Origin of the sequence: uncultured Sphingomonas sp., assembly GCF_913778135.1 — a bacterium.
Lineage (GTDB): Bacteria > Pseudomonadota > Alphaproteobacteria > Sphingomonadales > Sphingomonadaceae > Sphingomonas.
In genome coordinates this window covers 1-10,819 of the sequence record NZ_CAJYVU010000174.1, presented here as the reverse complement: position 1 = coordinate 10,819, position 10,819 = coordinate 1, and the positions used below count along the sequence as shown (strand labels likewise).

At 65.8% G+C, this 10,819-nt stretch carries 11 protein-coding genes, 1 tRNA gene and 1 pseudogene; 4 read left to right on the top strand and 9 right to left on the bottom strand.

Annotated features, from left to right (window positions below; genetic code table 11):
- A pseudogene (locus QZ847_RS15435) lies at positions 1 to 698 on the bottom strand (peptidase M28 family protein); the annotation flags it as partial.
- 107 nt (positions 699 to 805) lie between these two features.
- Here QZ847_RS15435 and ettA point away from each other — a divergent pair.
- Positions 806 to 2,485, top strand: a complete 1,680-nt coding sequence (ettA, locus tag QZ847_RS15430) for an energy-dependent translational throttle protein EttA (protein WP_294193101.1) — start codon at positions 806 to 808, stop codon at positions 2,483 to 2,485.
- Positions 2,485 to 2,913 carry a ribose-phosphate pyrophosphokinase gene (locus QZ847_RS15425; RefSeq protein ID WP_294358165.1) on the top strand — a complete coding sequence of 143 codons (429 nt, stop codon included), beginning with the start codon at positions 2,485 to 2,487 and terminating at the stop codon, positions 2,911 to 2,913. The genes ettA and QZ847_RS15425 overlap by 1 nt, the downstream gene beginning before the upstream one ends.
- Positions 2,914 to 3,036: 123 nt before the next feature.
- On the opposite strand, the gene QZ847_RS17030 is transcribed toward QZ847_RS15425, so the two are convergent.
- From QZ847_RS17030 to QZ847_RS15415, 3 genes are read right to left on the bottom strand one after another with little or no spacing between them, the layout of a single operon-like run.
- Positions 3,037 to 3,237 (bottom strand): Uma2 family endonuclease, encoded by a 201-nt coding sequence (locus tag QZ847_RS17030; RefSeq protein WP_366930206.1) that lies wholly within the window; start codon positions 3,235 to 3,237, stop codon positions 3,037 to 3,039.
- An 18-nt stretch (positions 3,238 to 3,255) separates the two neighbouring features.
- Positions 3,256 to 3,489: a hypothetical protein gene (locus QZ847_RS15420; RefSeq protein WP_294358162.1), complete on the bottom strand. Its 234-nt coding sequence runs from the start codon at positions 3,487 to 3,489 to the stop codon at positions 3,256 to 3,258.
- Between the two features lie 42 nt (positions 3,490 to 3,531).
- Positions 3,532 to 4,014 carry an Lrp/AsnC family transcriptional regulator gene (locus tag QZ847_RS15415; protein WP_294193400.1) on the bottom strand — a complete coding sequence of 161 codons (483 nt, stop codon included), beginning with the start codon at positions 4,012 to 4,014 and terminating at the stop codon, positions 3,532 to 3,534.
- Positions 4,015 to 4,124: 110 nt separating this feature from the next.
- Between QZ847_RS15415 and ald the strand changes: the two genes are divergently transcribed.
- Complete coding sequence (gene ald / locus QZ847_RS15410; protein ID WP_294358161.1) at positions 4,125 to 5,204, top strand: alanine dehydrogenase; 1,080 nt, start codon at positions 4,125 to 4,127, stop codon at positions 5,202 to 5,204.
- Positions 5,205 to 5,258: 54 nt separating this feature from the next.
- Here ald and QZ847_RS15405 read toward each other — a convergent pair whose 3' ends face one another.
- On the bottom strand, positions 5,259 to 6,038 hold the full coding sequence (locus tag QZ847_RS15405) for a S1/P1 nuclease (RefSeq protein ID WP_294358158.1): 780 nt from the start codon (positions 6,036 to 6,038) through the stop codon (positions 5,259 to 5,261).
- A 226-nt stretch (positions 6,039 to 6,264) separates the two neighbouring features.
- Here QZ847_RS15405 and QZ847_RS15400 point away from each other — a divergent pair, with 226 nt between their 5' ends.
- Positions 6,265 to 6,630 (top strand): hypothetical protein, encoded by a 366-nt coding sequence (locus QZ847_RS15400; protein ID WP_294358157.1) that lies wholly within the window; start codon positions 6,265 to 6,267, stop codon positions 6,628 to 6,630.
- Between the two features lie 77 nt (positions 6,631 to 6,707).
- On the opposite strand, the gene QZ847_RS15395 is transcribed toward QZ847_RS15400, so the two are convergent.
- From QZ847_RS15395 to mreD, 4 genes are all read right to left on the bottom strand, one after another.
- Positions 6,708 to 6,783, bottom strand: a tRNA-Lys gene (locus QZ847_RS15395).
- A gap of 121 nt (positions 6,784 to 6,904) precedes the next feature.
- A complete protein-coding gene (gene rodA / locus QZ847_RS15390; protein ID WP_294358155.1) occupies positions 6,905 to 8,011 on the bottom strand; it encodes a rod shape-determining protein RodA in 1,107 nt (368 codons plus the stop codon).
- Positions 8,008 to 10,161 carry a penicillin-binding protein 2 gene (mrdA, locus tag QZ847_RS15385; protein ID WP_294358151.1) on the bottom strand — a complete coding sequence of 718 codons (2,154 nt, stop codon included), beginning with the start codon at positions 10,159 to 10,161 and terminating at the stop codon, positions 8,008 to 8,010. The genes rodA and mrdA overlap by 4 nt, the downstream gene beginning before the upstream one ends.
- Positions 10,158 to 10,685 carry a rod shape-determining protein MreD gene (gene mreD / locus QZ847_RS15380; protein ID WP_294358148.1) on the bottom strand — a complete coding sequence of 176 codons (528 nt, stop codon included), beginning with the start codon at positions 10,683 to 10,685 and terminating at the stop codon, positions 10,158 to 10,160. The genes mrdA and mreD overlap by 4 nt, the downstream gene beginning before the upstream one ends.
- Between the last annotated feature and the right edge of the window lie 134 nt (positions 10,686 to 10,819).

Here is a 10,819-nt window from a genome sequence, read left to right as displayed (position 1 = left end):
GCGGTGCCGGTGGGGAAGTTCGTCACGCCGGTGTGCGGTAGCCGGTGCGTGTCGGTGCCGATCGAGCGGATCACGATCGCCGCCGCGCCTTTTGCCGCCGCCATCGCCGGGCCGGTGAAGCGTGCGGCGCCGTTCGCGCCGTAGCTCGATCCATCCTGCGTCGGCTCCATCGAATTGCCGATGTAGACGATCTTGCCGCGCACTGCGGCTGCGGGTGCGTTGGCAAACTCGGTCATGCTCGGGAACACGACCAGGTCGGCGGTCAGTCCCTGCGCGCCGGTCGAGCCCGAGTTGCCGAGCGCGGCGAGTTTCAGCTTCTGCGGGAATGGCGAGACGATCTCGGCTTCTTCCGCGCCGCGGACCCATACGGGCATCTGATAGGTCTCGATCCGCACGTTCTTGAAGCCGAGCGCCTTGAGCTTGGCGACTCCCCAGGTCCGCGCCCGCGCCTCTGCCTCGGTGCCGGCGAGCCGTTGGCCGACCTCGGTCGTCAATCCCTCGACGATGTCATAGGCGACCTCGTCCTTCAGCGCGGCGTCGCGCAACGCTGCCACCCGCGGGTGGACCGGCGCGGGCGGCGTCGGTGCCGGGCGCGAGATCGCAGGCTGGCCCGCCGGGCTCGGCGACAGCGGGGTTTGTGCCGCTGCGGGGACGGACAGGGCGGCAGCGGCACTGGCCGCAAGCAGGATGCGCTTCATGGACGAGAGGCGTAACCGGCGCCTGCCGGTTTGCCAACGCCGCGCATGGGGCTTACATGCGAGCGGAACGAATTTCCACGCAGCATCATCACGCGAGAAGGCGACCCATGGCCGTCCAATATACCTATGTCATGAAGGGTCTGACCAAGACCTTCCCGGGCGCGAACAAGCCCGTGCTTAACAACATCCACCTGCAGTTCATCCCCGGCGCGAAGATCGCGATCATCGGTCCGAACGGCGCCGGCAAGTCGACGCTGATGAAGATCATGGGCGGGATCGATACCGATTTCGTTGGCGAGGCCTGGGCCGCTGAAGGCGTGCGCGTCGGCTACCTGCCGCAGGAACCAAAGCTCGACGACAGCAAGACGGTGATCGAGAACGTGCGGCTTGGCGCCGGGCCGGTTGCGGACATGGTGGAGCGGTTCAACGCGATCTCGGCCGAGATGGGTGACCCCAAGGACGACACCGATTTCGACGCCTTGATGGAGGAGATGGGCGATCTTCAGGCGAAGATCGACGCCGCTGACGGCTGGAGCCTCGACAGCCAGCTCGAACAGGCGATGGAGGCGCTGCGCTGCCCGCCGTCCGACGCACCTGTCACCAATTTGTCGGGTGGTGAGAAGCGCCGCGTGGCTTTGTGCCGGCTGCTGCTCGAAAAGCCCGACATTCTGCTGCTCGACGAGCCGACCAACCACCTCGACGCCGAGAGCGTGTCGTGGCTGGAGAATTTTCTGAAGGAATATACCGGCAACGTCATCCTCGTCACCCACGATCGTTACTTCCTCGACAACGTCGTCAACTGGGTGCTCGAGCTCGATCGCGGGCGTTACTACACCTACGAGTCGAATTACTCAGGGTACTTGGAGAAGAAGGCCAAGCGGCTGGAGCAGGAGGAGCGCGAGGAGGCGGGACGCCAGCGCGCGATCGCCGACGAGCTCGCCTGGATGCGCCAGACCCCCAAGGCCCGCCAGACCAAGTCCAAGGCGCGCATCCGGGCGTTTGACGAGTTGATGGAGAAGCAGGAGAACCGCGTCGCGGGCAAGGCGCAGATTCTGATCCAGCTGCCCGAGCGTCTGGGCGGGAAGGTGATCGAGGCCAAGGGGCTGACCAAATCGTACGGCGATAAGCTGCTGTTCGACGGGCTCGACTTCACGCTGCCGCCTGGCGGCATCGTCGGCGTGATCGGCCCCAACGGCGCGGGCAAGTCGACGTTGTTCAAGCTCATCACTGGGCAGGAGCAGCCCGACGGCGGCACGATCGAGGTCGGCTCGACGGTCAAGCTCGGCTACGTCGACCAGAGCCGCGACCACCTCGATCCGAACAAGAACGTGTGGCAGGAAATTTCCGACGAGCTGGAGGTGTTCCGCTTCGGCAAGCAGGAGTTGGGCACGCGCGCCTACGTCGGCGCGTTCAACTTTCGCGGGCCCGACCAGCAGAAGAAGGTCGGCCAGCTGTCAGGCGGTGAGCGCAACCGCGTTCACATGGCCAAGATGCTGAAGGAGGGCGGCAACGTTCTGCTGCTCGATGAGCCGACCAACGACCTCGACGTCGAGACGCTGCGTGCGCTTGAGGAAGCACTGGAGACGTTCGCCGGCTGCGCCGTGGTCATCAGCCACGATCGCTTCTTCCTCGATCGCCTCTGCACTCACATCCTCGCATTCGAGGGCGACAGCCATGTCGAATGGTTCGAGGGCAATTACGAGAGCTACGAGGAAGACAAGCGTCGGCGCCTGGGCGATGCCGCCGACCGTCCGACGCGGCTGGCGTACAAGAAGCTGACGCGCTGATGCGCGGCGCCTCCGGGACCGGCGACGATCTATCGCGCTGGCTGGAGGTGGAGGGTATCGTGCCGGTCGAGGGACCGGGCACGATCGCCGACGTGGCGCTGGTGCGAGGCCTGCTGGTCGCGGCGGCGCGCGAGGGGCGGGCGGTGAGTTATTCCGAGTTGCTGCGCGCGCTCGGTCACCGCTTCACCCGGCCGAAGATGCGTGCTCTGTGCAAGACGCTCGAGGCGATTGATCTGGCGGGCGAGGGTGCAGGCGAGCCGGCGCTCGCCGTGCTGGTGGTGCGTGAGGGCGATCGGCTGCCGGGGCAGGGATGGTGGACGACGCTTGCTCAGCGGCGTGGTTATCGCGGCGCGTGGGAGGGCGGCGAAGCCGAGTGCTTCGTCACGGCGGAGCAGCAAAAGGCGTTCAACTATTTGCGAGGTCGCTGATGCTTAGAGGTGGTCGGTCGTGACCGTCAGGTCGGCAATGGTGGCAGCGGTGATCGGATCCCCGAAGCGACAAACGCGTCGTTCCCGAAATCCGGAGACGTCGGTTAGCCATAGTTGGTGGATCTATCCGCCATTCACGTCGACGACCCAATATTCGGGTATGCTGTGCTGAGCGTAGATTGCTGACTTGCAGGTTATGTCAGATCGCAAGGTAGTGTCGGCGACTTCGATGATGGGGCGCACCGAGTGCAATGGAATGAGCCTCGTGCCATCAGGCTCACTGGTCAACGTGATGTCGGGCTCGGACACGTTGTACTGGGGCACAGAGATCGAGCCTTCGACCTACGCTTCAAACCGATCTGATCTGTCTTGAAGCGGAACAGATAACGCCGTGTGAAGACGCGACTTGATGCGTGCGTGTGGTCGATGCTTGGCGTTCATGTAGGTGACCTCACCGTCGATCCTCTCCATCTTGCCGTAGCCATCGAACGCGCCGTCGCGATCGAGCGACAGGTAATCCTCGACCCGCAGCTTGACGCGTGTCGGCACGTTGGTGATCGGCACCTGCTCGGTCATGCAGATGAAGCTATCATGCGTGCGCTTGGGTTCCAACCGGCCTCAATCGAGCAGGTGGAGCGGCAGTCGTGTTCCCACAACCTCGCGGAGCACGAATCCCGATTCCATGCTGGTGACGCCGGGCAGACGCGATAGTTCCTCTCGGTGGACTTCGGCGAAATGCGCCAGGTCGCGCGCCTGCACGGTGACGAGATAGTCGTACGATCCCGACATCAGGTCACAGCGCACGACCGAGGGGCTGACCGCGATCGCGTGCTCGAACGCCTCGAGCACGTCCTTGCGCTGGCTTTCCAGCGTCATCTTGATGTGCACGGTGGTGCCGAGTCCAAGGCGACCAAGATCGAGGCGTGCGGCATAGCCCGCGATCACGCCCGACTCCTCCAGCGCACGTTGCCGCCGGGCGATCGCGGTCGCGCTGCGACCCAGTCGTTCGGCAAGCGCGAATGCGGTCGCGCGTGCGTTTTCGACCAAGGCACCGAGCAGACGGCGGTCGATGCGGTCAGGAACTTCGGATTGCTGCGTCATCGCGTTCCATGATGCAGGAAAGTCGCGCCAAACCGCAAGTAGTTGACCAGCTTTGCCGGGAAAAGGCGCGCCCGCCGCAGTAAAAGGCGGCAAACTAGAGGAGAGTTACGATGCGCGTCGGTGTACCGAAGGAAATCAAGAATCACGAATATCGCGTCGGTCTGACGCCTGGCGCGGTGCGCGAATATGTCGCGCACGGTCACGAAGTCCTGGTGCAGGCAGGAGCCGGTCTGGGTATCGCCGCGTCGGACGACGTCTATCGCGCCGCCGGTGCCGAGATCGTTGACACGGCCGAGGAAGTGTTCGCCCGCGCGCAGATGATCGTAAAGGTCAAGGAGCCGCAGCCGAGCGAGTGGGTGCAGCTGCGCGACGACCAGATCTTGTTCACCTACCTTCACCTCGCGCCCGACCCCGAGCAGGCTAAGGGTTTGATGGCGTCGGGCGTGACCGCGGTCGCGTACGAGACCGTCACCGACGCGCGTGGGCAGTTGCCGCTGTTGGCACCCATGAGCGAGGTCGCGGGTCGGTTGTCGATCGAGGCGGCGGGTCACGCGCTCAAGGCACCGAACGGAGGTCGTGGTGTGCTGCTGGGCGGCGTGCCGGGTGTGCAGCCGGGTCGCGTGGTTGTGCTGGGCGGCGGCGTCGTCGGTACCCATGCGGCGCGCATGGCAGTCGGTCTCGGTGCCGAAGTGACGATCATCGACCGCTCGATCCCGCGTCTGCGCGAACTCGACGAGCTGTTCGGCGGTCGCGTCCGCACCCGCGTGTCGACGCTGGAATCGATCGAGCAGGAGATTGCCGAGGCTGACGCGGTGATCGGCGCGGTGCTGATCCCAGGCGCGTCCGCACCGAAGCTCGTCACGCGTCCGATGCTCGCCCACATGAAGCCTCGGGCGGTGCTGGTCGACGTCGCGATCGATCAGGGTGGCTGCTTCGAGACCAGCCACGCAACCACGCACGCCGCGCCGACCTACGAGGTCGACGGCGTGATCCATTACTGCGTCGCCAACATGCCCGGCGCGGTGCCGCTGACCTCCAGCCACGCGCTCAACAACGCCACGCTGCCGTACGGCCTCGCGCTCGCCGACAAGGGCTATGCGGCGTGCGAGGAGAACCCGGGGCTGATGGAGGGCCTGAACGTGCGTGGCGGCAAGATCGTCAACAAGGTCGTGGCGGACGCGCTCGCCTGATCTTGCCTGAGTGACAAAGGGCGGCGCGTCGGTGACGTGCCGCCCTTTTTCGTGTCAGCGGCGCTTGCGCGGCGCCGCGAACAGCGCGTTCAGATAATCGGCCAGGCGGACACCACCCATCTCTAGCCGCTGCTCAACGCGCGCCTTGTTCTGGTAGATGTAGGTGTAGGACAGCGCCGGATCGCGCGGGTAGATCTGGTCGCGCAACGCCGTGCTTTCCGCGATCCAGACGGTCGGATCGGTGCTTGCCCAGGCGCGGCGATCCGTGGGCGTGATCCGCGCGCCGAGCCACGCGGCCAATTCGCTGTACGACAGTTGCTCGTCGTCGATCAGTCCCGAATCCCAGACCGAGTGCAGGTTGGTCGGCTTGCCGAAAAAGGTGACCGCGACCTCGTTGCCGCCCTTGTCGTCGCCCTTTCCGGCGTGGAGCGGCTGGTGCAGATCGCCGATGATGTGAATGATGAAGCGCAGCGCGGCCTGACGCTCGGCCAGCGGCTTGCTCGTGTCCTTCACCGACGCCGTGAAGCCACGCAGTGCGGTCACCGCGTCACCCTCCGGCGGCGGCGTCACTTGCGCGTAGGTCTTGCCGGGCGGAACCGTCACGTAATGCCACGGTGTCGAGTGCTGCCAGTACTCGTCTGGTGCCGAGCGCATGAAATCGGGCCAGTTCGAGGCCTCCGCCATCGTCTCCACACCCAGGATATTGCGCACGCCCGCGCGCGCTGCCGGCGTCAGCAACGGATCGGCGATCGCGCCGACGACGCGGTGTCCTGTCTTGCCCCAGGCAAGCGCGGGGCTGGGAAGCGCGAGCAGCGCCGAGAGTGCAAGGGTCATGGTCGGAACGAGCGCGCGGGCGGGGCGGAGATATCGCATGCTGGCGCCCGTGCCACACTATTGTGACCACGTCATGATCGAACGTGCGCGATCGCGTTACGCCTGCCTCGTTGCTGCAACGGAACGTTTACCGACGCTGCCGGGTTGACGATGCCGCTGCCGGAAGACGTGAGTGTCTTGCGGTACCTTGTCGGGCGCGCTCGCGCGTCGTGTTTCGGGAGGATGTATGAAGAAGGTTCATTTCGGTCTGGCGATGGCGATCGCGGCCATGCCGCTGGCGGCATGCAGCGAGCGTGCCCAGGAACAGACCTCGCAGGCCGCGGATGCGATCGGCGACGATGCCAAGAACCTTGGCTCCCGCGCCGCTGCGGCGACCGATCGTGCCGCCGACGACGTCGCGGCCGCTGCCGATCGCGCCGGTGAGAAGATCGACCGCGCGGGCGACCGTGCTGCCGCTGAAACAAAGGAAGCCGCACGCGAGGCCGATGCGGCCGCAGGCCGCGCGGGCGAGAAGATCGACCGTGCCGGCGACCGCGCCGCCGACCGCACTGGTGCGGCGTTGCAGAACGCCGGTTCCGCGATCCGCGACTGACCCGGCGCGACCGGCAGCGTTTAGACACGCTGCCGGTCATGCCGTTATCGATGATTTGTATTAAACCCGAAGAAGGGTGGTGGACGCACTTGGGCTCGAACCAAGGACCCGCTGATTAAGAGTCAGCTGCTCTACCAACTGAGCTATGCGTCCAGAACCGGTTGGATGAAGCGGCTTGGTATGTCGCTTCCGATCGGGAAGCGCGCCTCTACATCGACTGTTTGGATCTGCAAACCCCCTTTTTGCTAGATCGGCTAATTTTCTTGCGCGTAGCTTACCAGCTGGTCGTGCGGCGGTTGTAACGATCGATGCCCATCAGGATGCCGAGCGAGATCAGCACCGTCATCTGCGCGGAGCCACCGAAGCTGACCAGCGGCAGGGGAATGCCGACGACTGGGGCAAGCCCCATCACCATCATCAGGTTGATCGCCACGTAGAAGAAGATCGTGGTCGACAGACCCGCCGCGATCAGCTTGGCAAACCGGCTCTCCGCGCGAACGCCGACGTTGATGCCCCAGCGGATCACCAGCAGGAACGCGGCGATGATGAAGACGCCGCCGATCAGGCCCCATTCCTCCGCCATTGTCGCGAAGACGAAGTCGGTGTGCCCCTCAGGCAGATAGTCGAGGTGGCTCTGTGTGCCGTTCAGGAACCCCTTGCCGAAGATGCCGCCCGATCCGATCGCGATCTTCGACTGGCTGATGTGATAACCAGTGCCGAGCGGGTCGCTTTCCGGGTCCATGAAGATCAGCACGCGGTTGCGCTGATAATCGTGCAACAGGAACATGAAAGCGAGCGGGGCCGCAACCGCAAGCGCGGCGGCACCGCCAACGAATAGCCGCAGCGGAACGCCCGCTAGGAACATGACCGTCACCCCGCCCGCGCAGATCATAAGCGCGGTGCCGAGGTCGGGTTGCAGCATGACCAAGGCGGCGGGCACGCCGATCAGCACCGCGACCGGCCAAATCGCGACGAACTTGCGCGTCTCCGCGGCGGGCAGCATCTCGTAGAAACGCGCAGCGGCAAGGACGATGCCGATCTTCATCAGCTCGGACGGTTGCAGGCGAATGAAGCCGAGGTCGAGCCAGCGCTGACTGCCTCCGCGTACCGCGCCGAGCAACTCGACCAGCAGCAGCGCGACCACCAGCGCACCGTAAGCGGGGAAGGCGAGGTTGCGCCACCACGACAGCGGGACGCGCGACAGCACCAGCGCTCCGCCCAGAAAGACGAAGAAGCGAACGCCCTGCGGCAACGCCCAAGGGCGCAGGCTACCGTTCGCGGCGGAATAAAGTACGACCAATCCGAAGCAGCCGATCGCCAGCACGAGCAGCAGCGTTCGCCACGGCAGGATGGCGAGCGGGGAGGGGATGATCGATCTCATCGCGGCGGCTGCACCGCGGTCGGTGTCACCGCCGGCGGATCGAAACGCGAGGCGTCGACGTCTGGTTCGGGCGAGCCGGTCTGCGCGGGGCCGGCGCCGTTTGCGATATCACGCTCGACCGCGGCCTGGCTCTCGTTCTGAATGTCGGTCGCAGCCTCTACCGCGCGCGCCTCGGTCGGGGCGGGTGCGTCGGTTTCGGTTGCGGCGGCCTGCGCGGGCGGGGTGGTGTGCGCGGCGCGATAGGCGTTTTCCTGCGCTGCCATGCGCGTGCGGATGTCGCCGCCCCAGCTCGGCTCCACCTCGGCGAGCGACTTCATCGCGCGCTCGCGATCGAACATATAGGTCATGATGTCGCGGCCGATCAGCGGCGCGTCCAGATTACGCACCGTGTGACCGTTATGCTCGAGCACCACGGCGGCGGCATAACGCGGGTTGTCATAGGGCGCGAAGCAGACGAGCAGCGCGTGGTCGCGCAGCTTGAACGGCAACTGTCCGTTCTTCAGCACGCCCGAGCGACGCTCGGCCATTGTGATGCGCCTGACCTGCGCGGTGCCGGTCTTCGCGGCCAGCCCGACGCCCGGCACCTGCATCCGCGCCGCGCCGCCCGTGCCACCGAGATTAACCACGCCGTTCATCGCCTCGCGGATGATGCGGAAATGATCGGGATCGATCGCGAGCGGCTGTGCCGCGGGCTTGAAGGGATCGCGCAGGATCGTCGGCACCAGCGCTTTGCCCGATGCCATCCGCGCCGCCATCACCGCAAGTTGTAGCGGATTGGCGAGCACGTAGCCTTGCCCGATCGAGGCATTGACCGAATCGGCCGCGGTCCAGGCTTTGTTGTACTTGTGCTGTTTCCACGCGCTGTCGGGCACGGTGCCGTAGCGCTGCGTGGCGAAGGGCAGGTCGAACTTCTGCCCCAGCCCAAGCGCGCGCGCGACCGGTGCGATCTTATCGTAGCCGACGCGGCGCACCATTTCGTAGAAATAGATGTCGCAGCTCTGCATGATCGCGTTCTTGAGATCGAGCGGACCATGGCCGCCGCGCTTGTGGCAGTGGAACACGCTGGTGCCGAGCCGCATCGCACCCGAGCAGAACACGCGCTCGTTGGGGTTCACCCCCGCCGCCATCAGCGCGAGTCCGTTCATCGGCTTGACGGTCGACCCCGGCGGATAAAGCCCCTGCGTCACCTTGTTCATCAACGGGACGTGATCGTCTTTCGACAGCATGTCCCATTCAAGGTGGCTGATCCCTTCGGAGAAGCTGTTGGGATCGTAGGCGGGCATCGACACCATCGCCAGCATCTCGCCCGTCAAGCAGTCGAACACGACGCATGAGCCCGAATTGGTGCCCAGCCGCCGCGCGGCATATTCCTGCAACCCCGCGTCGATCGTCAGGCGGACGGTGCGACCCGGCTCGTCCTTGCGCGTGGCAAGTTCCTGCACCAGCTTGCCGCGCGCGGTAACCTCGACGCGCTTCGCACCCGCCTTGCCGCGCAGCAGCGGCTCCAGCGTTTTCTCCAGCCCGTCCTTACCAAGCTTGAACCCCGGCGTGACGAGCAGAGGGTCGCGTGTCGCGCGGTATTGCTCGGCGGTCGGCGCACCGACGTAGCCGGTCAGGTGTGCGACTGCGGCGCCCGCGGGATAGTTGCGCGCGAAGCCGCGCGTGGGTGCGACGCCGGGCAGTTCGGGCTGGCGCAGGCTGATTGCGGCGAAGCGATCCCAGCTGATGTTTTCTGCCACCTGCACCGGCTGGAAGCCCGCCGCCCCCTTCAGGTCGATGCGAATCCGCTCGACCTCGTCGGGCGGCAGGTCGAGCAGCGTGGCGAGCCGCGCGAGCACGCGGTCGCGACCCGCATCGCCGCCCTCCAGCCGATCGGGGATGATATCGACACGGAAATCGGTGCGATTGTCGGCGATGGCGGCGCCATGACGATCGACGATCCAGCCGCGCCGCGGCGGGATCATCGTCAGATTGACGCGGTTGCTTTCGGCAAGAAGATTGTACTTCTCGTTCTGGGCGATCGCGAGATAGCCCATGCGGCCGGCGAGCATGACGCCGACGGCGCCCTGCGCGGTGCCGAGCAGCCACGCCCGGCGCGAGAAGCTGTATGCCTGCATCGCTTCGGTGACGATCCGGGAGGAACGCTTCACGCGGTCGGCCCTCGCTTGCGATCGATCCAGGCGACCAGACGGGCCGACAGGGGGAACAGCATCACGGAGATCATGGTCTGTGCCAATAGCACAGTATCGACGTGCGCGCCGATGGGAACCGCGATCCAGCGGCCGATTGCGGTGCAAAAAACGATCGCGCCGCTGGCGATCAGCCAGTCCTGCCAGAAATCGCGGGTGACGAGGCGCTGCTCGATCAGCTCGATCGCGATGAAGCAGAGCGACCACAACAGCATCGCGGATCCGATCGGCTGACCGCTCACCAGATCGTCGAACAGACCGAGCGGCGCCGCGGCCCAGGGGCGCAGTGCGAAGCGCGCGAGCAGGCGCCAGCTGAGCAGCAGGATCAGCCCCAGCGGCGGCATCAGCGGCAGGCTGGCGACCACCGGTACGATGGCGGTCAGCGTCGATGCCGCCAATACGCTGACCCAGGGGAGCGCGCGGGCCCGCCCGGGAGGCAGCGGCGCCTGGAAGGGCCGATAGTCGATCGAATTGCGGGTCGTCACCGGATCACGGCACCGCCGGGCGGGCCGGCGGGGGCGGCGGCATCGGGACGTAGGGGCGCTCGACCACCGCGAAATCCAGCGCATCGGGGGCCATGAAGGGCGTTGCGGCGACGCTGTCCATGCCGTTGCGATCG

Excerpts from the sequence above, each read along its gene's own strand:
- QZ847_RS15405 (WP_294358158.1), bottom strand. The coding sequence starts at position 6,038 with ATGACCCTTGCACTCTCGGCGCTGCTCGCGCTTCCCAGCCCCGCGCTT.
- ettA (WP_294193101.1), top strand. The coding sequence starts at position 806 with ATGGCCGTCCAATATACCTATGTCATGAAGGGTCTGACCAAGACCTTC.
- ald (WP_294358161.1), top strand. The coding sequence starts at position 4,125 with ATGCGCGTCGGTGTACCGAAGGAAATCAAGAATCACGAATATCGCGTC.
- QZ847_RS15420 (WP_294358162.1), bottom strand. The coding sequence starts at position 3,489 with ATGACCGAGCAGGTGCCGATCACCAACGTGCCGACACGCGTCAAGCTG.
- QZ847_RS15415 (WP_294193400.1), bottom strand. The coding sequence starts at position 4,014 with ATGACGCAGCAATCCGAAGTTCCTGACCGCATCGACCGCCGTCTGCTC.
- QZ847_RS15400 (WP_294358157.1), top strand. The coding sequence starts at position 6,265 with ATGAAGAAGGTTCATTTCGGTCTGGCGATGGCGATCGCGGCCATGCCG.
- rodA (WP_294358155.1), bottom strand. The coding sequence starts at position 8,011 with ATGAGATCGATCATCCCCTCCCCGCTCGCCATCCTGCCGTGGCGAACG.
- QZ847_RS15425 (WP_294358165.1), top strand. The coding sequence starts at position 2,485 with ATGCGCGGCGCCTCCGGGACCGGCGACGATCTATCGCGCTGGCTGGAG.